The 24195-nt window shown below is 39.3% G+C and carries 27 protein-coding genes; all 27 read right to left on the bottom strand.

The window, feature by feature from the left end; translation table 11 throughout:
* Window positions 1-11: 11 nt before the first annotated feature.
* A complete protein-coding gene (locus tag MKY49_RS06945; protein WP_313471017.1) occupies window positions 12-686 on the bottom strand; it encodes a zinc metallopeptidase in 675 nt (224 codons plus the stop codon).
* Between the two features lie 60 nt (window positions 687-746).
* The gene (locus MKY49_RS06940; RefSeq protein WP_312505622.1) at window positions 747-1343 is read right to left on the bottom strand and encodes a DUF1405 domain-containing protein; all 597 of its coding nucleotides are present in this window, start codon (window positions 1341-1343) and stop codon (window positions 747-749) included.
* 224 nt (window positions 1344-1567) lie between these two features.
* Window positions 1568-2335, bottom strand: coding sequence for a menaquinol-cytochrome c reductase cytochrome b/c subunit (locus MKY49_RS06935; RefSeq protein WP_313471002.1), 768 nt, complete (start codon window positions 2333-2335; stop codon window positions 1568-1570).
* A 41-nt stretch (window positions 2336-2376) separates the two neighbouring features.
* Window positions 2377-3051, bottom strand: a complete 675-nt coding sequence (qcrB, locus tag MKY49_RS06930; protein ID WP_008181573.1) for a menaquinol-cytochrome c reductase cytochrome b subunit — start codon at window positions 3049-3051, stop codon at window positions 2377-2379.
* Between the two features lie 17 nt (window positions 3052-3068).
* Window positions 3069-3575, bottom strand: coding sequence for a QcrA and Rieske domain-containing protein (locus tag MKY49_RS06925; RefSeq protein WP_312505623.1), 507 nt, complete (start codon window positions 3573-3575; stop codon window positions 3069-3071).
* A 154-nt stretch (window positions 3576-3729) separates the two neighbouring features.
* A complete protein-coding gene (locus MKY49_RS06920; protein ID WP_274796371.1) occupies window positions 3730-4179 on the bottom strand; it encodes a DUF2487 family protein in 450 nt (149 codons plus the stop codon).
* A gap of 140 nt (window positions 4180-4319) precedes the next feature.
* Window positions 4320-4877: a ReoY family proteolytic degradation factor gene (locus tag MKY49_RS06915; protein WP_036123193.1), complete on the bottom strand. Its 558-nt coding sequence runs from the start codon at window positions 4875-4877 to the stop codon at window positions 4320-4322.
* 14 nt (window positions 4878-4891) lie between these two features.
* Window positions 4892-6160, bottom strand: coding sequence for a tetratricopeptide repeat protein (locus MKY49_RS06910; RefSeq protein WP_313471001.1), 1269 nt, complete (start codon window positions 6158-6160; stop codon window positions 4892-4894).
* Window positions 6161-6249: 89 nt separating this feature from the next.
* Window positions 6250-7542, bottom strand: a complete 1293-nt coding sequence (gene aroA, locus MKY49_RS06905; protein ID WP_274796369.1) for a 3-phosphoshikimate 1-carboxyvinyltransferase — start codon at window positions 7540-7542, stop codon at window positions 6250-6252.
* Window positions 7543-7601: 59 nt separating this feature from the next.
* A complete protein-coding gene (locus tag MKY49_RS06900) occupies window positions 7602-8699 on the bottom strand; it encodes a prephenate dehydrogenase (RefSeq protein ID WP_274796367.1) in 1098 nt (365 codons plus the stop codon).
* The gene (gene hisC / locus MKY49_RS06895) at window positions 8696-9796 is read right to left on the bottom strand and encodes a histidinol-phosphate transaminase (RefSeq protein ID WP_312505630.1); all 1101 of its coding nucleotides are present in this window, start codon (window positions 9794-9796) and stop codon (window positions 8696-8698) included. The genes MKY49_RS06900 and hisC overlap by 4 nt, the downstream gene beginning before the upstream one ends.
* Before the next feature lie 22 nt (window positions 9797-9818).
* Entirely contained in the window at window positions 9819-10184 is a 366-nt protein-coding gene (aroH, locus tag MKY49_RS06890; RefSeq protein WP_274796364.1) for a chorismate mutase, read from the bottom strand.
* Window positions 10181-11272, bottom strand: coding sequence for a 3-dehydroquinate synthase (aroB, locus tag MKY49_RS06885; protein ID WP_341385842.1), 1092 nt, complete (start codon window positions 11270-11272; stop codon window positions 10181-10183). The genes aroH and aroB overlap by 4 nt, the downstream gene beginning before the upstream one ends.
* Before the next feature lie 3 nt (window positions 11273-11275).
* Entirely contained in the window at window positions 11276-12457 is a 1182-nt protein-coding gene (gene aroC / locus MKY49_RS06880; protein ID WP_322605330.1) for a chorismate synthase, read from the bottom strand.
* A 302-nt stretch (window positions 12458-12759) separates the two neighbouring features.
* On the bottom strand, window positions 12760-13533 hold the full coding sequence (locus tag MKY49_RS06875) for a CheR family methyltransferase (RefSeq protein ID WP_274796361.1): 774 nt from the start codon (window positions 13531-13533) through the stop codon (window positions 12760-12762).
* An 81-nt stretch (window positions 13534-13614) separates the two neighbouring features.
* On the bottom strand, window positions 13615-13845 hold the full coding sequence (locus MKY49_RS06870) for a hypothetical protein (protein WP_274796360.1): 231 nt from the start codon (window positions 13843-13845) through the stop codon (window positions 13615-13617).
* Window positions 13846-13970: 125 nt separating this feature from the next.
* Entirely contained in the window at window positions 13971-15596 is a 1626-nt protein-coding gene (locus tag MKY49_RS06865) for a long-chain fatty acid--CoA ligase (RefSeq protein WP_312505633.1), read from the bottom strand.
* 82 nt (window positions 15597-15678) lie between these two features.
* Window positions 15679-16446 carry a 3-hydroxyacyl-CoA dehydrogenase gene (locus tag MKY49_RS06860; protein WP_274796358.1) on the bottom strand — a complete coding sequence of 256 codons (768 nt, stop codon included), beginning with the start codon at window positions 16444-16446 and terminating at the stop codon, window positions 15679-15681.
* 16 nt (window positions 16447-16462) lie between these two features.
* On the bottom strand, window positions 16463-17611 hold the full coding sequence (locus tag MKY49_RS06855; RefSeq protein WP_274796357.1) for a thiolase family protein: 1149 nt from the start codon (window positions 17609-17611) through the stop codon (window positions 16463-16465).
* Between the two features lie 252 nt (window positions 17612-17863).
* Window positions 17864-18280: a nucleoside-diphosphate kinase gene (gene ndk, locus MKY49_RS06850; protein WP_016994415.1), complete on the bottom strand. Its 417-nt coding sequence runs from the start codon at window positions 18278-18280 to the stop codon at window positions 17864-17866.
* A gap of 86 nt (window positions 18281-18366) precedes the next feature.
* Window positions 18367-19341, bottom strand: coding sequence for a heptaprenyl diphosphate synthase component II (gene hepT, locus MKY49_RS06845; protein WP_274796347.1), 975 nt, complete (start codon window positions 19339-19341; stop codon window positions 18367-18369).
* 19 nt (window positions 19342-19360) lie between these two features.
* Window positions 19361-20065, bottom strand: coding sequence for a demethylmenaquinone methyltransferase (locus MKY49_RS06840; protein WP_274796346.1), 705 nt, complete (start codon window positions 20063-20065; stop codon window positions 19361-19363).
* A 15-nt stretch (window positions 20066-20080) separates the two neighbouring features.
* Window positions 20081-20851 carry a heptaprenyl diphosphate synthase component 1 gene (locus tag MKY49_RS06835; protein WP_274796345.1) on the bottom strand — a complete coding sequence of 257 codons (771 nt, stop codon included), beginning with the start codon at window positions 20849-20851 and terminating at the stop codon, window positions 20081-20083.
* Between the two features lie 313 nt (window positions 20852-21164).
* Window positions 21165-21383: a trp RNA-binding attenuation protein MtrB gene (mtrB, locus tag MKY49_RS06830; protein ID WP_008180408.1), complete on the bottom strand. Its 219-nt coding sequence runs from the start codon at window positions 21381-21383 to the stop codon at window positions 21165-21167.
* A 62-nt stretch (window positions 21384-21445) separates the two neighbouring features.
* The gene (folE, locus tag MKY49_RS06825) at window positions 21446-22015 is read right to left on the bottom strand and encodes a GTP cyclohydrolase I FolE (RefSeq protein ID WP_036126769.1); all 570 of its coding nucleotides are present in this window, start codon (window positions 22013-22015) and stop codon (window positions 21446-21448) included.
* Between the two features lie 210 nt (window positions 22016-22225).
* Window positions 22226-22498: an HU family DNA-binding protein gene (locus tag MKY49_RS06820; protein ID WP_004232618.1), complete on the bottom strand. Its 273-nt coding sequence runs from the start codon at window positions 22496-22498 to the stop codon at window positions 22226-22228.
* A 198-nt stretch (window positions 22499-22696) separates the two neighbouring features.
* Entirely contained in the window at window positions 22697-24175 is a 1479-nt protein-coding gene (spoIVA, locus tag MKY49_RS06815; protein WP_274796344.1) for a stage IV sporulation protein A, read from the bottom strand.
* Between the last annotated feature and the right edge of the window lie 20 nt (window positions 24176-24195).

Genomic DNA, 24195 nt, shown 5'->3' with positions numbered 1-24195 from the left:
CAAGTTTTTTCTTAGTCGTCGCTACGCATATTTGTGAAAATTAATATTAAACGTAATAACTCAAGTACAGCTACTGCTGCCGCTGCTACATATGTGAGTGCGGCTGCACTTAACACCTTTCGAGCTGGACGTTCTTCTTCGTTAGTAATGATACCTAATGAATTCATTTGAACTAACGCACGCTTCGAAGCATCGAATTCCACTGGCAGTGTCACTAATTGGAAAACGACACCTGCTGCTAATAATATGATACCTAACAGCAAGAAATTCGTGCTACTTGCAAAAATACCAATCATCACAAATACCCAAGACATATTGGAAGAAATATTTGCTACTGGAACGAGCTTACTACGTAGTGTAAGCATAGAATAAGCTTCTTTATGTTGGATGGCGTGACCTACCTCATGGGCAGCTACCGCAGCACCTGCAACACTCGCTTCATAAAAGTTACTTTCCGATAAAGCAACTGTTTTGGTTGCCGGATTATAATGATCAGACAACACACCTTGCGTTGGCACAACTCGTACATCATATAGTCCGTTCGCATCTAGAATCGCACGCGCTACTTCTGCACCAGTCTGTCCCTTCATTGTACGTTGTTTTGCAAACTTATTATACGTGCCTTTTACCTTCATTTGTGCGTAAAGTGGCAGCAGCATAATAATAACAAAATAAACGATATACATGCCTGTTGACAATATCCTAACCCCTTTCTACCTCGATACTATAATTCTATAATTTATACCCTAATTCGGCAAATATTTGCGCCATCTAATTGAGAAAATTGCAAGAAAAATACATGCAATTGATAACCAAAACGTGAAGTAGCCAATATAGCTTGTGTAATCGGCTAAATCTCGATACATAGGCATTTGACCAAATACATAGTCAATAACATCGTTATGGAGCGTCCATACAGCAGCTATAGCTACATGCCAATAAGAGAAAACATATTTCTTCATATATAATATGGCTTGAACAGCCATTGCAAAATGCGATCCTACAAGCATCCAGCCTTGCCAGCCTATCGTTCCTGTTTCAATTAATGTCCAAATATTCATGACATCTGCCCAAAGGCCATACTTTACCAATGTAACGAGTGCCAGCACTTCCATGAGTGGCCAGCTTTTACCCATAATCCAAGCTATCAGCACAAAACAAAAGAAAAGACTTGCTGTCGGACTATCTGGCACAAAAATATAAAAAATAGGCTTTGTAATGGCTAACTGCCATCCATACCAATAATAGCCATAAATTGTACCTAGTAAATTAATAATTAATAGCGCGATTAAAAAAGTTTTATGAGTAAGAAGAAACCAAATATTTGCTCTTGTTAATTGCATCATCATCAACTCCTTCCTCTTTTTAAAAACATTCAGTATGTATAGCTTTGAGACCTAGGATATGTTATTTTTTTGATTTAATTCGCTTATTAATTCCTAGATTAAACGTCTTTTCGACATTTTTCGCTAAAATTTTTTACACACGGGAACCTTTTAGTTTGGCTTTCAGTCCCATTACTATAACAAGGTAGAAAAAAAGAGCCAGTTTCCTGACTCTTTTACTATTACTCTGCTTTTAAGCTTTCGATGAATTCAGCAAGTTTTTGAAGATCTTCATCTGAACCTGTCCATAATCCTGGTGGCATGTTTCCACGACCATTATGAGCAATGTCCTTAATTTCATCAGCTGTTAAACCAGTGTTCATTAGAGATGGTGCACCAGCCCCACCTTCTAAGCCTTCACCGTGACATGTAATACATGCAGAACCAGCGTAGATTTTATAACCTTCAGATTCTTTATCGAACTCTACTGTTTCTACGATTGCACCCATAGCTTTTTGAGCTTCCCAGTCGTGGTTAACAACTGACTCCCAAGTTAGGTAGAACATAGCAGCTAAAGTTAATAACATAAACGCTGTTGGTAATGGACGTTTAGATGGACGACGTTCTGGACCCTTGTCTAAAAATGGCATTAATAATAGCGCTCCAAATGCAAGACCTGGAATAACAATTGCTCCGATTACATTGTATGGACCAGAAGCAAATGAGTATTTTAAAAGTTGATACATAAATAAGAAGTACCAGTCCGGTAGCGGTGTATATGCTCTAGTTGGATCTGCCGGCCCTTCAAGTGGTGACGGGTGAGCGACAGTTAATAATAAGTATCCAATTAAAAATACAGCACCTACCATCCATTCCTTCAGTAAGAAGTTCGGCCAGAAAGCTTCCGTCTTACCTGGATATTCGGAATAATCCTTTGGAACGTTCGGCATTCTGTGATTCGCTTTAATACGAGAATCGCCGACGAATTTCATTCCTTTTCCGCGATGCATAGTGTCCCCTCCTTTTAAAGATCATCGAACCGTCAAGACAATTACAACGGTCCTGAAATTCCTTGGCGACGAATCATGATAAAGTGCGCTGCAAGTAACCCAAACAATACTGCAGGTAAGAAGAATACATGAATCGCAAAGAATCGTGTTAACGTTTGAGCACCTAGAATCGTTGTGTCACCCGCTAATAATACTTTAATCATTGAACCGATAAACGGTACAGATGCAGCAATCTCGATACCTACTTTAGTAGCGAATAATGCTTTCATATCCCATGGTAATAAGTATCCTGTAAAGCCAAGACCCATCATTACACCAAAAATACCTACACCAACCATCCAGTTTAACTCACGAGGTTTCTTATAAGAACCTGTGAAGAATACACGAAGCGTATGTAAGAACATCATTACGATAACTAATGAAGCTCCCCAGTGGTGCATACCGCGGACGATTTCACCAAATGCTACTTCGTTTTGTAAATAATAAACTGATTTCCAGGCATTCACAACGTCTGGTACATAGTACATTGTTAGGAACATACCAGATAGAATTTGAATTACTGTGATGAAGAATGTTAATCCACCAAAGCAGTAAACGAATGCTGAAAAATGATGTGCAGGGTTAACGTGCTCTGGCACTTCGTGGTCGGCAATATCACGCCAAATAGGTGTAATATCTAGGCGTTCATCGACCCAATCGTAAATTTTATTTAGCACTTGTCGTACCCCCTTACTTATTTAACTAGAGTATTTGCTTTTGCTGGACCAATCATTAAATAGCCATCTTGTTCTTTTACTTCAAATTCATCCAACGGACCTAGAGGTGGTGTACCTGCAATGTTTTTCCCGTTTTTCTCATAACGACCTGCGTGACATGGGCAGAAGAATTGTTCTGGGTGTGCAGAATCTCCATTCCAGTCAACCATACATCCTAAATGTTTACATACTGGTGATAGGGCAATGATTTGATCGCCATTTTTGTATACCCACGCTACGTTTGTAACATCCGATTTGTACCATGCATCAACTTGTTCGAATGAAAAGTCAACTTTTACAGGTTCTTCAGTGAGGTCAGCGATTTTATGCTCTGTTTTAACAAAATCTCCACCATCATGCTTTTGTAACACTGGATCAATTGCGAATCGAAGCATTGGCATTAGCATACCTGCCGCCATAAATCCACCTACACCAGTTAGTGTATAGCTAAGAAATTGACGACGTGAAACTCGATTATTACTCATTATTTTCCCCCCTCTAACTTAAAGGTCAGTCCAACGGACATACTTTTACAAATAGTAATACTAGGACATATATATGATATATCAAGTCCATAGCTTGGTCAATATAGCATTCTGTGGAAAGCTGGAGAATGTGAACATTTATTGAAACTAATTGTTAAATCTGTGCCCATTTGGTCGAAAGCATCGGAATCACTTGTCGTAGTTGATCTTCCAGAATGGATTTTTTCACACTGGCATCCATACTTTCTAATGGAATAGCTGGTAACCAAATAATATTTACTATATCCCCACTATTTGTCCAAAAATGGTCACAAGTAATGAAGAACACATGCTTAAATCCAGCATTATGTAATTGTGCTTCTAATTGCTGTGGTAAATCTTCGTTTTTTAAAGTTGTCATATAAGAAAATGGTGGCATGACTAGTAAACGGCCTTTGAACTGTTGCTCTATAAATGAAGTTAAAGACATAACAAAATCTACTTCCGCACCACTCTGTTTCATTTTTTCAGAAGATAGATCAATGGATACGAGTGGAACAATTGCAGTATCAATGAAATCCTTCTGTGCCATAAACGATGTCACATCGTTTGCATTAAAATACATCCAACAAACCTCCTTTTATTGCAAAATAAAAATCCCTTATCCACTCTTCAATAGGATACCCAATTAAAAGTGAAAACAATCATTCACTAGTAATGTTACCATATTGAAGTGGATAAAGGACATTCAAATTTTACCTATGATTAACGTAAATTGGCCGTTTCTTTTAGTGCTTGTAACAAATTAGACAATTCATAAAAACGCTCTTCATCTCCCTGGTCGAGGGCTTCATCAATTTGTGCGAGTAATTTTTCTTCCTGGAATACGAGTAAGCTATTGGAAAGCAGCTCTTCTGCCAGTAAACGATCTTTTTCACTGACTAACAGTGTTTCTGGCATATAAGGGTTTTCTTCGAGAACTGCTAAGTATTGTGCACTTGGTGGTATATTTGGAAAATTCAATTGTATATACATATCTTCTTGTTCATGTAGTCGTAAATCATGGAAAGACTTCTCAGCATCTGCCGTCATTACATTGCCTTTATAGAAACGAAAAGGCACACCTGTTGAGTCTACTGTCGACATCACCATTGCCCTAGGACAATAATGAGCTTCTTCCACAAATCGGATTCTTTTTAATAGGTCATCATTACTTAATAAGTAATTTAAAATCCATACACACTCACGACGTTTCAATTGATAATTTTTTAAAAACCATCGAACAAATGCTTTTTTATCAACAACTGATACAGAAGCAGTCATACCCACTCCCTCCTTTACTCAAATTCTAAGGTTTCTAACTTCTCTTGCCACTCTGGTTCACCCGGTTGAATGTTGATTAATTGTCCAAGAACCTCTTTTGCCTCTGAACGTTTTCCTTCCTCTAATAAGAAGTAAACATATTTCTCTAAAAATGTTGCGTCTTCCTTAAAATCATTATATGCCAAACGGTAAAATTCGTATGCACGGTCGTACAATTCTAAATTTTCATATGCTTCTGCCGCAAAAGGATATAATGCGCTCCATTCAAAATCATTTTGCTGTAAAGATTCAAATAATTCAATAACATCCTCATGGCGCTCTTGTTGGCCTAACACAGAAATAAGTGCCAGTACCGCTTCCATATATTCAGGATCAAGCGCTATGGCTTCTCTTAGGTGTTGTTCTGCTTCTTCTGGTAAACCATTTTTCAATGCCATTTTACCAGCAAATAAATAAAGTGATTTATCATACTCATCGCGTTTTAATCCCTCTTGAATGGCAGCATAGGCCTTTGAATTATCCTCTGTCATAGCGTAGCTTTCAGCAAGCAATAAATAGGCTGAAAAATAATCAGGATCTAATTCCTTTAATTCCTCTAATTGTTTAATAGCCATCTCGTATTTTTGTGATTGAAAGGCAGAATAAGCGGCTCCAAATAAAATATCTGGCTTTACCTCATCCTCAAGAGCCTTTACATAATAATCGAAAGCTGTTTCATAGGCTGCCCCTGCTCGGTACACCTCGGCCAATCGTTCAACCAGTTGTATCCCAGCGAATTCCTCTTGCTGTTCATATAAATCCTCATATAATCTTGCTGCCTCTAAAAAACGTCCTGTTTCAAATAACAGCTCTGCTTTTGCAAAATGTAATAATGGCTCGTCTGGTAAAATCACTAATGCTTCATTTATACGTTTTTCTGCCACCTCAAATAACCCTTGCATTTGATAATAATCAGCTAAAACTAATAAAGCTTGAGGATATTCTGGTGATGTTTCTTCGATTTCTAATAATAATTCTAATGCTTCATCTTCATCACCAAGCTCCATTAATACATTTGCACGATCTATTTTTAACTGTGCCTCTTCTGGGAATAAAAATTGTAAATGCTCCAGCACACGGTCAGCTTCTTTCATATACCCATATTGCATAAAAATCTCAGCAAGTGCATAAATCTCTTCGGGTAGCTCCTTCATTAAAAATGATTCTAGTAGCTGATCTATTAATGCTAAGTCTCCTTGTTCAAGTGCTTGCATCATTTCAGTCATCGCATTGTTCACAGTCATTCACCTATTCTTTCATTGATACCTTTATGCTACAAAACATTTACCTTTGAAACAAGAAAAAACTCCCCAAAAGCTTGGAGAGTCTATCTTTAATTGTTCCTCACTGCCTCAACATGCTCAAAGAAAGATGGATAGGATACAGCAATACATTGTGCATCATCTAACGTAACGACTCCATCCGTTACTAAAGCCGCGACCGCTCCCATCATGCCAATACGATGATCACCATATGTTTGAAGATTTGCTCCTTTTAAAGGTGTTGGTCCATTGATAATCATACCGTCTTCTGTAGCTTCAATCTGCGCACCAAGCTTTTTCAATTCCGTTACAACAGCCGTAATACGGTCCGTTTCTTTCACTTTTAGCTCCTCTGCATCCTTAATAATAGTTTGACCGTGTGCTTGTGTAGCTAGTAATGCTAGAATCGGAATCTCATCAATTAAGCGTGGAATAATATCTCCCTCAATCGTTGTAGCTTTTAACGTAGATGTTGCTATTTGAATCGTTGCTGTAGGTTCAGCTTGATTATCATCATTTGGCGTTATGGTCATCGTTGCTCCCATTTTTTGCAGAACCTCGATAATGCCATCACGTGTTGGGTTGATGCCAACATTATGAAGGGTTATTTGACTATTTTCGCAAATTGCTCCTGCCACTAAGAAAAAGGCTGCTGAAGAAATATCTCCTGGAACAGAAACATGTGTCCCCTTTAGAGCTTGTCCTCCTTCAATTGAAACAACCCCATTATCTACTGCAACATGCGCCCCAAATTGACGTAGCATTCGCTCTGTATGATCTCGAGATACTTCCATTTCTCGAACTATCGTTGTTCCATTTGCACGCAAGCCCGCTAGTAAAATAGCAGACTTCACCTGTGCACTTGCTACAGGCATATTATAATCAATGGCTTGTAGTGTCGTACCCTGAATGGCAAGTGGTGTATATTGCCCGTCTGCACGCCCTGTAATATGTGCTCCCATTTGACGCAGTGGATCTATGACACGTCGCATTGGACGTTTTCCAATAGATGCATCACCTGTCATCACAGTGTGGACAGAAGATCCGGCTAAAATGCCTAGCATTAGACGTGTTGTGGTACCAGAGTTTCCTGTATATAACACTTCTGATGGCTCCTGCCAACTATCCATACCTGGACTATGGATGGTTACATTTGTTCCTTCCACCTCAATATCAACACCTAGCTTTCGGAAACAATCGATGGTACTTAAACAATCTTCTCCTAATAAAAAGCCCTCTACTGTTGTAGTCCCACTTGCAATGGCACCAAACATCACAGAGCGGTGAGATACAGATTTATCGCCTGGGACAGTTAAAGCTCCCTGTAAAGATGGCTTATTGTATTGCAAAACTTTTTCACTCATGAACTTTCTTCCCTCCAATATGAAGATAGAAAGCGCCGCAATACCGACGCTTTCTTGAACTATGAAATATACGTTTCGAAATTTGCTCGTTTTTGAATACATGCTGCAGCACGTTCACGATCGTTTTCACTTTGAAAGCTAATGACTAAAATACCGAAAACATCTTCGCGTGATTCGACGATTCGTAAATTCGTAATACTAATTGCTTCATCCGCAAGAAAGCCCGTCACTTCCGAAATTACACCAGGATAGTCGGGAACATCCACATATAAGTCAAACGGTGTGTACATTGCCCCTGCACTAATCGGTAATTCATCTCTCAGTTCTTTAGCAACAGAAAAATAGTTTTCAATGTCCTGCGAAGAACCATTCGTCAGCAGCTCCTTAATACGAGTCATTTCTTTTTCCCAGCCCTCTAATTGCGTGAGTAGCTCCTCACGATTTTGTAGCGTAATATCTCGCCACAAAATCGGATTGGAAGAGGCGATTCGTGTAACATCACGAAAACCTCCAGCTGCCAAAGAACGTGTCATTGGATATTCCCCATTTTCCCCACCTAATTGATGTACAAGTGAGGCTGCGATGACATGTGGGAAATGACTTACTACAGCTGTCATATGATCATGTTCACTGGCCGAAACGCTAACGACTTTTGCGTGCGTAAACTTTAGTAAACTTTCAAGCTGCGCCATATGAATAATTTCTTCTCCAGCGAGCGGTGTAAGCATATAGTATGCATTTTCAAATAAATGCGCCTTCGCTGCCAACACACCACTTTTATGTGAACCTGCCATTGGATGTCCTCCAATAAACGTTATGCCGAGTTCACGTAATTCGCTGGCTTTTTGCATAATTAATTTTTTTGTACTCCCTGTATCTGTTACGATGACTTTATTTTTTAACGGCCATGATTTTAATTGCTCCATCCAATCAAGCGTTGCATTAACAGGCGTACCAAAGATAATAATATCAACTTCAGCAGCAACAGCTTGCGGATCTGTCACAATTTCATGCACAATATTCAATGTTTTCGCTTGTTCACGTGTTTGAGCATCCATATCATAGCCAATGATTTTTGTTTCAGGTGCTTTTTGTAAAGCAAGGGCTATGGAACCGCCAATTAATCCTAGCCCAATAACGAGTACTTTGCGTGTCATGCAAATACTCCTTGTTCCTTTAACACTTCGTCAAGTTGATTCAATAAGGCTGCATTTTGCGCCTCTGTACCAATTGTGACACGGATGAACCCTGGTAATCCTAGAGCATTGCCACTACGGACAATAAATCCTCTTTTCATAAGCTCCTGGAAGACAACATCACTATCAGCATGTGTATCAAAGAAAATAAAGTTCGTATCAGATGGGTAGTATGTTAAGTTATGCTTTTCACAGAATTCTACATATTGCTTTTTACCGATTTCATTCGCTTTGCGACATGCTTCAATGTAATCTTGATCACTAAGAGCAATGGCCGCAACAGCTTGACTTAAAATCGTATTATTAAACGGTGAGCGGACAGGATCGAGCTTAGCAATAATGTCCGGTTGCCCTATTGCATAACCAACTCGGAATGATGCTAGTCCGTACGCTTTAGAGAAAGTACGTAATAAAAGAACATTTGGATATTCATCAATAATAGGTAGCGTATCTTTATGATCAGGATGTGTAACATATTCAATGTACGCTTCATCCAATACGACAAGTACATCACTCGGAACTTTGGCGAGAAAGGCACGTAATTGAGCATCTGGAATGACAACCCCTGTAGGATTATTCGGACTACATACCCACAAAATAGATGTTTTGTCATCGATTGCAGCTGCCATAGCATCTAAATCATGAGCGCCTTCAATACAAGGAACTTTACGTACTTCAGCCCCTTCAATTTCCGCATTATGCCAGTATTGAGAGAAGGAAGGGTCAGCCATTATCGTATTTACCCCTGGATACAACAGTGCACGAGTAATAATAGCAATGATATCATCAGATCCGTTACCAAAAAGAAGTTGTGTTTCTTGAACATCAAGATGATTCGCAACAGCCGTACGTAAATTTTGTGCGTAGCCATCAGGATATAGTGCATGATTCACTGTATTATTTTGTAAATAAGCGGTTACCTTAGGTGAGCATCCGAATGGATTTTCATTAGATGCCAATTTAATGACTTCCTTTAAGCCGTATTCACGCTGAACTTCTTCAATTGGTTTGCCTGGCTTATATGCTTGCATACCGTCCAATTGTTGTTTCCACTTCATTTAAAACATCTCCTCTACTTATTCAGCCTTTAGCCAAATCTGGTCTTAATTTCACTGCATCATTGAGATACAAGTGCTTGACATCTTTTTGCGCTACCTCAACATTTGCATGGATTAAAATACGAATACACAATGGTAACGCATTGGGCACATCCATTTCATGTGTACACATTACAGGCACATATTGCCACCCATCCATCATGCGTACCGCACGAGCAGGAAATGCTGAGGTAATATCTGGCGTAGTGGAAATAAGAATGGATGCGATATCATCTACTTCCACGTTATTTGCTGCCACAACCTCACGTACTAATCTTGCTGTCTCATCCCATACAAGCTCTGGCTTGTCAGATTCAATTGTTATTGCCCCTCTTAGTCCACGAATCATACAAGCACCTCCGCTAATAACTGTCTATATTCTGCATCTACTTCTTTGCATTCTTCTAACTCAATGGCCCTCACAAACGGTTTACCTATATTTTCCAGTAAAACAAATTGCAAAATGCCATATTCTGTTTTTTTATCTTTCATTAAATAATCTGTTAACTGGTCGAATGAATAATCATTTACAGCCTCAAAAGGATAGCCATTTTTCAACGCAAATTGTAAAAACGCTTTGGTAAACGTACGATCTAATTCTCCATAGCGTTCACTTAGTAATAAACAATAAACAAGACCTATCATTACCGCTTCACCATGCGCTACTTTGCCATAGCCCGCAGCCGCTTCAATGGCGTGTCCATATGTATGGCCTAGGTTTAAAAATTTCCGAACAGATTGCTCTGTTTCATCCTCTGCCACAATTTGTGCTTTCACTTCAATTCCTTTTTTCAGCTGTTTTGCTAGTTCATGTTGATTAAAATGAATGATTGAATCTGCTGCCATTAATTCCTCAAGCCATGCTGGATCAGAAATCATCGCATGCTTAATTAACTCTGCTGTTCCTGAACGTACTTCGCGCTCAGATAAGCTTTCCGTGAAAGCTGTATCATAAATAACACCTTCTGGCTGATAAAATGCACCTATCATGTTTTTTCCTAACGGATGATTGATAGCTGTTTTACCCCCAACCGCAGAATCATGAGCTAAAATGGTCGTTGGAATTTGAATAAACGGAATCCCTCGCATATAGGTTGCTGCAACAAAGCCAGTTAAATCTCCAACAGCTCCTCCACCAAAGGCAAAAATAAATGATTTTCGTGAGCATTTTTGTTCCAATAAAAATGTTTGAGCAGCATTGTACTGTTCAAAGGTTTTGCATGCTTCGCCACCAGGCAAAATAAACACGTTAAATTCATATGGGAAATGAGCCTTGAAATAGTCTCCCTGTGCAGCCCATACATTGGCATCTGTAAATACAATCAGCTTATCTGCTTTTTGAAGCTTATCAGCAAATGCTTGAAGAGCTTCCGTTAGAAATTGATGACCAAGAACAACCTCATAATGATGGGATTTTGTTGCTACTGGTACTCGCATATATTAGAACCCCTTTGTATATTGTCGATGCTCATCAATTTGAGCTTTTAATTGTGGAAGTTGATCACTATGAAATTGCTCCAAAATAGCATTAGCTATTTCCCAGGCAATAACGTGTTCTGCCACTACTGATGCTGCTGGTACTGCACAGCTATCAGAGCGCTCTACACTTGCTTTAAACGGCTCTTTTGTTTCGATATCCACACTTTGTAATGGTTTATATAATGTAGGAATTGGCTTCATGACACCTCGAACAACAATTGGCATTCCAGTAGACATGCCACCTTCTAAGCCACCTAATCGATTTGTTGCACGTGTATAGCCGTCTTCGTCAGACCAAATAATTTCATCATGCACTTCAGAGCCTTTTCGGCGTGCCATTTCAAAGCCAAGCCCAAATTCAACACCTTTGAATGCATTAATAGATAGCATCGCTGCTGCTAGTTTTGCATCGAGCTTACGATCATAATGAACATATGAACCAACTCCTGCTGGCATACCTTCAACGATGACTTCTACGACACCACCGATGGAATCACCTGCTTTTTTCGCCTCATCAATTGCCTCAACCATTTTGGCAGAAGCCTCTGGATCTACACAGTAACATGGATCTGCTTCGACTATGGCACGGATTTCATCAGCTGTTTTTCCTTCTATTAAAGAGGTATCAGCTTTAATCCCCACAATTTCAGTGACATGAGCAACAATAGAAATACCCAATTCATTCAGTAAAGCTTTTGCCACTGACCCGACTGCAACACGAACAGTAGTTTCGCGTGCAGAGGATCGCTCTAATACATTACGTAAATCACGATGTCCATATTTCATGCCCCCAACTAAATCGGCATGACCTGGTCGAGGTCGGGAAATTTGACGTTTGATATCCTCTGGATTAATATCATCGGCTAAAGGCTCAGCCCCCATAATTTTAGTCCAGTGCTTCCAGTCATCGTTTGTTACGACAAGTGCGACTGGAGATCCAAGTGTTTGTCCATGACGTACACCTGCAACGATCTCTACTGTATCCGTTTCGATTTGCATGCGGCGCCCACGTCCATGACCTCCCTGACGTCGTTTTAAATCGTGATTAATTTTTTCTGCTGTAATAGATAAGAGTGACGGTAAACCTTCAATAATTGTTGTTAATTGAGGTCCGTGTGACTCACCTGCTGTTAAGTAACGCATAAACACTTTCTCCCTTCAACTCGCTAAAGTATGTATTTTTCACTATAACATATATTCTTTAAAAAAACAGTCCTTTTACAAATGTCTTTTAAATGCTTACCATTTTCATAGTCAAATGCGAATATTCTGAATGACTTCTCTAAAAACTTACTTCACTACTGAAGTGAAGTGCTCAATTTTATAAAAAATACGCCTTTGCTTATGATAAGCGAAAAGCGTACGAAATATCTATGTTTAATGCCGGCTTACTTATATGTACATGACTGTTCTGGTCATTTGTACAAAGCTTTTCATCCATATTATTAATTATTTTTCCGATAGAAGAATGTATCCTCTACATCAAATTCATAACGTGCTGGATTAAAAATTTGCTCTGTCGATCCAACAAATAAAACGCCATCCTTGCGCAGTGCTTTACTAAAATCATTATAAATTTGGTCTTTCGCTTCTTCAGTGAAATAAATCATAACATTGCGACAAACGATTAAGTCATAATTGCTGTCATAGGAATCGTTCAGTAAATTATGTTTCTTAAAGGTAACACAACGCTTAATCTCATCCTTCACACGATAAAAGGATCCTTCTTGTTCAAAATATTTCGCTTTAATATCATTGGGAACCTCTGCTAAAGATCGTTCAGGGTATACACCTAGCTTCGCTTTTTGGATTACATTTTCATCCAAATCAGTAGCAATAATTTGAATTTGAGATAAAGGCAACAATTGAGATAATACCATCACTAAAGAATAAGGTTCCTCTCCTGTTGAACAAGCAGCACTCCAAATTTTTAAACGCTTATTTGTTTGTAACAGCTTCGGAAATATTTTCTTTTGTAACACTTCCCAACGCTTCCCATTGCGATAAAATTCAGAAACATTAATCGTCATACGATCTAAAAATTCATTCATTAAATCACGATCTTGTTCAAGTGCCTTTAGAAAGTCTACAAAATTACGATAGCCCTTTTTCTCATAAAGAGAGGTTAATCGTCTTTTCATTTGCGCCTCTTTATATAACGCTAAATCTATTCCTGTTTTGCGCTTTATACCTTCTATAAACTGTTCATAATCAGACATATGGTCATCTTCCCCTCTAGCGTCGTATTTCCATTATAGCGGAAAAGTCCCAATCCTGAAATAGTCTTTCTAACTGCCTATCTACTTGCTTGCGTTTTGCTTTTCCTCTAATAATAGCATTTTAGACTGTTCTAATTCCAGACGCATTTTTTCTGTTTCTATTGTATAGTTTTCCAGCCTAAGCTTTTCTAACTCCACCTCTTTTTCGATAGCCTTTAATTTAATTTTTTGCTGTCTTGTACGAGCATCTGTAAAAATCCCTGCTAATGAGATGATGACGCCTCCAATAATCGCTACAATCGCAATTGACACTCCGTCCACTTCCTTTCATTACTAAGATTATACGGCAAAATGGAAAAAATAGTTTCATTTTTTAGGATATATTTCAATTAAAAAAAGAAGGTAGCTTTTCACCACCTTCATTCTATCCATTTTCGTTAAACTTCAATGCGATACTCTTTTAAATCTTCTCGTAATTTAGCTTTCAGAAATTTACCAACAGACGTTTTCGGTACCTCTTCAATGAAGACAATATCATCAGGGATCCACGTTTTATGGAATTGTGCCTGTAAACTCTCTAATAGCTCCTCTTTGGTAATAGAATTTTTAAATTCTGGCTTTGCTACGACACAGGCTAATGGTCGCTCCAGCCATTTTTCATGCGGAATGGCAATGACAGCCGCCTCAAATACTTTTGGATGGGACATTAATGCATTTTCAAGTTCAACAGAGGAGATCCATTCCCCTCCACTCTTAATTAAATCCTTCGTACGGTCTGTGATTTTTATATAGCCATCTACTGTCATCACGGCAATATCACCTGTGTATAGCCAACCGTCTTTAAACGCTTCTTCCGTTCGTTCATCTTGATAGTACTCATGGGCAATCCACGGTCCTCTAATCGTTAATTCTCCCATTGTTTTACCATCCCATGGCACTTCACCATTTTCATTAACAATTCGAGTTTCAATGAGAGGCATCGTCATACCTTGCGTAATACGAACATTCATCTTTTCATCAGCTGTGTAGTCCTGCATATGTGTTAAATACGTGGATAGGCTAACGAGCGGTGATGTCTCTGTCATACCGTAGCCTGTCATATATGGGATATTGAGTTCTTGTTCAAAGCCACGGACAAGACCAATTGGCGACGCAGATCCTCCACAAACAATTAATCGCATAGACGATAAGTCACGTGGATGTTGGCGTTGCTCTTGTAGAACACCGAGCCAAATTGTAGGTACTCCTGCAGTTAACGTGACTTTATACACTTCAAATAACTCAAGCAAAAGCTGTGGGGTAAACATCGGGCCTGGTAACACCTGTGTAGAACCAAATGCAACACTAGCAAAGGGTAGGCCCCATGCATTAGCGTGAAACATCGGTACAACAGGTAACACCACATCGGATTCACAAATAGCAATACTATCAGCAAGACCAGCCGTTAAACTGTGCAGGACAATGCTACGGTGAGTATAAACAACCCCTTTTGGCATACCTGTCGTTGCGCTTGTATAGCACATGCCTGCAGGCGTATTCTCATCTAAGTCATCTGGAAATGTAAAATGTTCATCGGCCTCAGCGAGTAATGCCTCATAAGAAAGAGCATTTGCAATGGGCACAGATTCTACCTCGACAGCATCCCCCATAATGATAAAGTGCTTTACCGTTTTAAGCTGTGACACAATTGGTGCAATTAAAGGCACTAGGTTGTCATCGATTAATAATATTTCGTCTTCCGCATGATTGATGACATAGGCAATATGCTCTGGTGCTAATCGAATATTAATCATATGCAGTACTGCCCCTGCACACGGTACAGCAAAATAGGCTTCCAAATGGCGATGATGATTCCAAGCAAATGTGCCCACTTTCATGCCTCGCTCCATTCCAAGCTTCGTCAGAGCATCAGCTAAACGGCGGGTACGTTTAACATATTCTTTGTACGTGAACTCGTGAATGGTTGTAGCATTTGTTCGTGAATAAATCTTCTTTGAGTGAAAAAATCGTTCTGCGCGATTCAAAAAACTTGTTAATAATAAAGGTGTATCCATCATATGCATTCTACCGCTTCCCTTCATAAACGAATTTTTGAAACGATCAACTCTACAGCTGCTACAAACCAATTAAAAATAGACTTTATAGTTACCTTGGCTGCATGCGGATGGCCCCATCTAGACGAATGACCTCCCCATTTAACAAACCATTGTGGATAATACTATCAACTAACAAGGCATATTCTGAAGGTTTACCAAGTCGCTTAGGGAATGGTGTCATTTGGGCAAGAGCCGTTCTTGCTGGCTCAGGTAACGATGCAAACATTGGCGTTTCAACTATCCCAGGCGCAATGGTCATTACACGGACACCGATTTCTGCAAGCTCTCGTGCAATTGGCAAGGTCATCGCTGCCACACCGCCCTTTGATGCACTATAAGCCGCTTGTCCAATCTGCCCATCAAATGCTGCTACCGATGCAGTATTAATAATGACGCCACGTTGTCCATCCTCATTTGGTTCGTTATGCTGCATTTTCTCAGCAACTAGACGGATAACATTGAACGTACCAATTAAATTAACAGAGATTATTTTTTCAAATAAAGCAAGAGCATGAACCCCTCGCTTCGAGATGACTTTACTCGCATCTGCAATGCCTGCACAATTTACCGCCACATTCACCTTACCAAATGCTGCAATGGCCTGCTCAAGACCTGTTGCCACATCTTCTTCTTTTGTGACATCCACTCGCACATAATGTACGCTTTGCCCTAATTCCTGTACTAGAGCTTGTCCACGCTCATCATTCACATCAAAAATAATTGCTTTGCCACCTTGTTCAACCAGCTTACGGACAGTTGCCTCACCTAAACCTGAGGCACCGCCCGTTACTACTGCAATCACTTCATGATTTTTCATCCAACTCTATCCCCTTTTACATTTTTTCAATGATCGTGGCATTAGCCATTCCCATCCCTTCACAAATAGCAAGTAAACCGTAACGATAATTCTCTCGCTCCATACGATGTAGCATGGTCGTTAACAATTTAGTGCCTGTAGCCCCTAACGGATGCCCCAGTGCTATAGCACCGCCATCTGGGTTAAGCTTATTCGGGTCTCCACCAATTTCTTGTAGCCATACAAGTGGCACTGGTGCAAAGGCTTCATTAACTTCATAAGTGTCGATATCTTCAATGTTGAGGCCTGCTCGTTCTAACGCCTTTCTAGTTGCTTCGATTGGCCCTGTTAACATCAATGTTGGATCAGAGCCAACGACCACTCTTGTCACAATTTTGGCAAGTGGTTGAATGCCAAGCTCCTGCGCCTTGTCCAAAGCCATCACCACAACTGCTGATGCCCCATCACTCATCTGACTTGCATTGCCTGCAGTTATGACGCCATCCTCTTGAAAAACAGTCTTTAAGCCATTTAAAATTTCGATAGTTGTTTCTGCACGTGGTCCCTCGTCAACAGCAAACGTTGTCATTGATCCATCCTCTTGTGGCACTTGAATAGGTAGTATTTCATGTTTGAAATGACCCGCTTCAATAGCAGAAATTGCCCGTTGATGGCTTTGGTAAGCATAGTTATTTAGCTGTTCTTTCGATAAAGACCATTTTGCTGCTATTTTCTCCGCAGATAACCCTTGATGGATAATGTCATAATTCTCCTGTAAGCGTTTACTACTATGCGCATGTTGCATGTTTGACCCCATCGGTACTCTCGACATACTTTCCACGCCACCAGCAATGACAATATCCATATCTCCCGCTAAGATTGCCTGAGCGGCGAAATGAACGGCTTGCTGACTAGAGCCACATTGACGATCAATGGTTACCCCTGGCACACTATCCGGGAAGCCAGCCATTAATAAGGATGTCCGCGCAATATTGGCACCTTGTTCTGCTGTTTGCGTTACACAGCCCAAAATAACGTCATCCACTTGTTCCTTGTCAATCCCTGCACGCCTTACAACCTCTTCTAGCACATCTGCTGCTAAATCATCTGCTCGAACTTGGCTTAATGCCCCTTTACTTCGGCCAACAGCAGTTCGAACTGCTGCGACAATTACCACTTCTCTCATTATCTATAACCCCTTTTCCTCGTCATCCTTCACAGTTTATTGACAGGTCTACAATTCTATTCCTAACTTAATTGTCTGAATATTATATTTTTTATTGTACATGAGTAAGAAGTTTTTAACAATTCTATATGTATCTAGAAGAAGTTTATTTATATGTTGCAATAGAACATTACCTTTTGTAATTCTTCCGTTTCTCAAGGTAATAAAAAAAGCAATCCCAAATGAATTGGAATTGCCTAATCTATTCACGAATTAAACTAAATCTTCACCGAAGAATAAGCCGATTTCGCGCTCTGCAGAAGCAAGAGAGTCAGAACCGTGGATGATGTTGTGAGAAACAGTTGTTGCATAGTCTCCACGGATTGTACCTGGGTTTGATTCTTCAGGTTTAGTTGCACCCATCATTGTACGAGCAAGCTTGATTACGTTCTCGCCTTCCCATACCATAGCGAATACAGGACCAGAAGTGATGAAATCAACTAATTCACCAAAGAATGGACGCTCAGCATGCTCAGCATAGTGCTTTTCTGCTAATTCTTTAGGAATTACCATTAATTTAGCACCTTTCATTACAAAACCGCGACGTTCGAAACGATCAACGATGTCTCCAACTACTTGACGTTCAACGCCGTCAGGCTTAACCATTAAAAAAGTTTGTTCAATTGCCATGTTTAAAACACTCCTTAAATTCGTCTAACAGGTTTTACACCTACCGATAAATATTAACAAAAAACGAGCCTTTATACAACAAAAAGCTAGAATTTGCGCTTACCCATAAACAATGCAACATCTCGCAGCTTTTTCTTAACTGGATGTTTTGGTAAAGCATCTATTTCTTGTAAGGCTTTTTTCAAATATTTATCACTCATACGATTAGCTTGTTCAATTGCATGAGATTTACGCACATATTGCAACATATTTTGACGTTCCGCTTCTGTTAGTGTACCTGCAAATACTTTAACTAAATAAGGTTGCATCTCTGGATCATCTTTCAGTAATAAGATCGGTAAGGTAATATTGCCCTGCAACAAATCACTACCCGCGGGTTTACCTAATTCTTTATCTGTTGCCATAATATCTAAAACATCATCGATAATTTGGAAGCTCATGCCCACAAAGTAGCCGAAGCGCTTTAAATGTCTCACTGTTTTTGCATCAACGCCTGCAGCGACCGCCCCCAGCTCACAGCTAGAGGAAATAAGTAATGCCGTTTTACGTTTGATTCTTCTAAAATAATCTTTTAAGCCCTGATCTAATCTAAATTTATCTTCAATTTGAATGACTTCACCGTTAACAATCTCTACCATGGTACGTGCTAAAATTTGATGAACAAGTGGGTCTTCAAGCTTTGTAATATATTCTAGCGCACGTGCAAAAATAAAATCGCCCGTGTACATTGCTACCCTATTATTCCATTGTGATTTGACAGTCGGGCGTCCTCTTCGCATATCGGAATCATCAATAACATCATCATGCACAAGTGATGCCATATGAATGAGCTCTAAAGGCACCGCTACATCCTTCATCTTCTCAATATCATAATCGCCAAATTTTGCACCTAATAACACAAAAATTGGTCGTATCCGTTTGCCACCAGCTTGTAATAAATGGAGAGAAGCATCGTTGATCAAATATGAAGATGAGTCCACTGCTTTTTCTAACTCTCGTTCAATGATATCAATATCTGATTTCAAATCGGAATAGAGTAGTTTTAACTTCATCTTTTCCACGTGTGAAAACCTTCCCCCATTAACGTACCTTTTTAAAGCCCATATGCATTGCCGCAGCCCCGCCACTGTATGCTTTGTACGTTACTTTTTCTAATCCTGCCTGCTCAAACAATGCCGCTAACTTCTTCATACCTGGGAAATCATTCGCAGATTCCTGAAGCCAAGAATATTCCTTATAGCTTTTCGCAAATATTTTACCAAATATCGGCATTATATATTTAAAATAAAAACGGAACAGTTGACGGTAACCAGGAATTTCTGATTGAGATGTTTCTAAACACACAACCATACCACCCGGTTTTACAACACGATGCATTTCCTTTAAGACTTGTAAATAATCAGGTACATTGCGAAGACCAAAGCCAATCGTCACATAATCAAATGAATTATCTGGAAAAGGTAATTCCATTGCATTTCCATGAATTAGTTCAATTTGTGGGTACGGCTTTACTTTTTGTTCGCCAACTTTCAGCATGTTTTGACTAAAGTCGAGTCCTTTTACTTCTCCACTTTCACCAACTGCCTCTGCCAATGCGATCGTCCAATCTGCTGTGCCACAGCATACATCGAGTGCTTTTGTTCCAGGTTTAACAGCCATGTGCTTCATCGTATCGTTACGCCAGCCAACATGCATCTGGAAACTAATCACACCATTCATTTTGTCGTAGTTTTCCGAAATACTCTCAAATACTTCGTGAACGTGTTCTTCTTTCGTTTTAGCCATTTTGAAAAACCTCTCTTATCCGTTAGTAGAAGCAATAGATGCCTCTACATGTGCATGTAAAGCTTGTTTGATATCACTTTGTAAAAAACTTGCCTGTTCGATCAACTGTAAAAGCTCTGTTTTTAAATGCACAATTTTTTCCTGGATGACGCTATTAAAGGTTGCGTCATTTCGTCTGACACTTTCTTCTAGTGCCTTACCCATTAAAGACATTTGTTGCCCACGTTGATAAGCCGTCCATTCTCTTTCTAAACGCAAGATTAATAAACTTTTTTCTATAAGTGGTATATATTCACTAAAAGAATAAAGAGCGAAAAATTGAGCAATTAACCCCGATTCAATCGTACTCATCGACGCGTACCATTGCTCCTTTGTTCGTTGTTCCGCTTCATATACTTTAATCTGATGTTCACAGCGTGCCACAATGCCTTGTGACAAACTACGAATCAAAGCAACATTCCCTGACATTGCTAATAGTTCATAATAACGACCACTATAAAAATCTCCAGCTAAAACGGTAAGCTGCTGTTCTTTTGATGTTGCATCTAATTCTTTTATATGATCGTGAGCCGCTAATGCCGCGTATACAATGCCAACAGTAATTGCAGCCTCTTGTTGTTCTTGTTGCCACTCCTCACCATTCAAAAACGGGATTAACAAATAAAACAATTGATTTTCATCTATCACAGGTACCCCTGTGTATTTTTGCAAAGTTCTATGACGAACATCCATGAAAATCTCTGTTTTTAACTGTGCAATTGAATTTTGAATGTATGTTGCATTCATAGACCTTACTCCATTTCACTTTCAGATACGCTAGTCCTATCTAAGGCATAACGCTTACTTACTGAATCATTATAGCATATGCAACGATGCGGAATAAAAAATTTTTGCTTCTTTCAAACGACAGGCAGTAAAGCTTTCCCACAAATGGCTGAAGGAATGCTAACTGCCCTTAAGATCTATACTCAGTTTTTCACATCTAGTGCTTTTATATGTGCTTATTGTACAAATCAGTTACCAAGGTGTCACTGTAATCGGAATTTTTCAGACTTACTCAAAAAATTCTTTATAATAACAATGTTAGTAACTATTTTTATTATTTTTTCGCTTCACTATGGATCACACCATGTGCTGTATGAATTTGTGCTTTACCACGAATTTTCATGGCAGACGTGTGTTCTGTGAATTGAGCTATCATTACTTCGCCGGCATCTAATTTTTCTGAATGATGGAATTTTGTATCTGTTCCACGTGTTAATCCAATGACATGTACACCATCTTCTTCTGCTTGAATTACAATATAATCTTGTGACATCTTTGTACACTCCTTAAATCCGACAAATTCTTAGTACATCATAACATAATTAGACATGTAATTTAAGACATTTGGATAAATGATAGCACTTCTCTTCGTTTTACTTCATCTTCCTCATAAATACCCCGAGCAACCGAAGTTACCGTTTTAGAACCTGGTTTTTTTAGTCCTCGCATCGTCATACACATATGCTCAGCCTCAATGACAACATAGACTCCTTTTGGGGCAAGCATCTCCATAATCGTCTCGGCTACAGAAGACGTAATACGCTCTTGTAATTGTGGTCGTCGAGCAATGGTTTCAACGGCACGTCCTAATTTACTAAGCCCAGCAACAACTCCGTCATTTGGTATGTATGCAACATGTGCCTTGCCATAGAAAGGCACTAGATGATGCTCACACATTGAATAAAAAGGAATATCTTTTACAAGGACTAATTCTTCATGATCCTCATGAAATACCGTTTTAAAGTAATCTTTAGCATCCTCATGCAAGCCACTAAACATTTCGGCATACATTTTAGCTACACGTTTCGGTGTATCCAATAAACCTTCGCGATTTACGTCTTCACCTACCGCTTCTAAAATCATTTTTACTGCTTCTTCTATTTTTAATAAATCAATATTCGACATCCGAAAAAACCTCCTGCGTATCAAAACATTACACATTTCCCTATGCATCGTAGCACATCCAAAAGGTTAGCGCAAAATGACTTACCTGTTTCATAAAAAAATTGCCTTTAGAGTAGTAAATCCTCGTAGAATTCTTATGTAAAAAGTTAAAAAGAGCAGCCTTCATGTTCGTTAACATGAAGACTGCTCTATGTAACTACTAGACGTGTATTATTTTACCGCGTCTTTAAGCGCTTTACCTGGTTTGAAAGCAGGCACCTTGCTAGCAGCGATTTCGATTTCTTTACCAGTTTGTGGGTTACGACCTTTACGAGCCGCACGTTCACGTACTTCAAAGTTACCAAAACCAATTAATTGTACTTTGTCACCCTTTGCAAGAGCATCTTGAATTGTATCAAATACAGCTTCAACTGCTTTAGAAGCGTCTTTTTTAGAAAGACCTGCAGCTTCAGCAACAGAGTTTACTAATTCTGTTTTATTCACACCATTCACCTCCTCTCAAAGGGTCATGAACCAATTCTGTAAAAAGAGTAACACATAGAAAACCGCTACGCAACTGTATTCATACATGATTATAACCAAAAAATTAGATTTTCACCCAAAAAACAAAAATAAAAGGACTTTTCGCTTAAAAACGAAAAGCCCTACACCTATTTTTCACACATTTTTTCAATTTTATTACTATAAAATAAATGTTACTAAACCTCTATCACCTTCGTTAACCATTCGTTCAATTGTTTGTCGCATCCGTTTTTTGGCAGTAGGTGGTACAGCATCCATTTTATAGCGTATACCCTCTTTTAATACTTCATGTAACGGAGTTCCAAATAGTTGCGTATTCCATAATGCCTCACGATCATGTAAATAAGCATGATTTAAGTCTTTAAGTAGTTGCTGACTGTGGAACTCTGAGCCGATCAACGGTGCGAATTCTGATTCCATATCTACTCGAATAATATGGTAAGATGGTGCTTTTGCCTTCATTCGAACGCCAAAGAAATTATTTTGCTTAATGAGCTCTGGTGCTGTCGGCTCAAATTCCTGCATCATTGGTAATGTCACGCCGTAGCCTGTCGTATCCGCATCATGGATTGCACTCTTAAAGCGTTTTTGTGCTTCTTTTGCCTCCGCAGCCTCTTTAATAAAGAGCAGCCAATCTTTTTTGGTTTCAATCGGTTCTTCTAGCCATTCATTACACACCGATTTGTATAATTCACCCTGTAAGGATACACGAATCACAGCCGTTCCAACACCTGCATCAACATGAACTACTTCACTTTGATCAATAAAATCAATCGCTTTAAAAGCATCTGATGCCTGTTGTACGTCTCTAATTTTCATCACAGACGAAAGTACTTCCTCCATTGAATCAATCAACGCAACATTCAACGGATGCGTGGCATCTAATACATCCAGCCAATCTGGCTTTTCTACCTCAATTGTACGAATCGGAAATTCAAATAAAGCTTCTTGTAAAATATATTGAATATCTGTTTCTCTCATTTGATCAATAGACATAGCAATAACAGGTACATTATAACGTTCAAACAATTCATTGCGAAGCTGAACCGTTTCTTCTCTCGCTGGCATTTGGCAATTGAGTAAAATCACAAAAGGCTTGCCGATTTCTTTTAATTGCTCAACAATTTCTTCCTCTGCCTTCTCTGCGGCACGGCGGCTAATCCCGTTCACAGTACCATCAGTGGTTACGACAATACCGATATTTGCATGATCACGAATTACCTTATCTGTGCCAATTTTAGCTGCTTCCTGGAATGGAATCGGCTCTGTATGCCAAGGAGTATGAACATATTTTGGTCCATTTTCATCCTCATAGCCTTTCGTTCCTTCGATAATATAACCAACGCAATCTGCCAAACGGATTTGGAATGGCATCTCATCATCACCGACCACAATACGTGTTGCTTGGGCAGGCACAAACTTCGGCTCAGCAGTCATAATGACTGGCCCCGGTGAACTTTGTGGCAACTCATCTTGTGCTCGCATTCTTTCCGTCTCATCCAGAATGTTTGGTAACACGACTGATTCCATTACCTTTTTTACAAATGTTGATTTACCTACACGTACTGGACCGACAACACCAATATAAACATCGCCATTTGTGCGCTCTGCAATTTCTCTAAATACTGCTTCACTCAAGGTTTCTGCCTCCTTTATCT

The organism is Lysinibacillus sp. FSL M8-0134, assembly GCF_038069745.1.
GTDB lineage: Bacteria > Bacillota > Bacilli > Bacillales_A > Planococcaceae > Lysinibacillus > Lysinibacillus irui.
The sequence above is the reverse complement of the archived record's forward strand: the minus strand, read 5'-3'. Positions and strand labels throughout refer to the sequence as shown.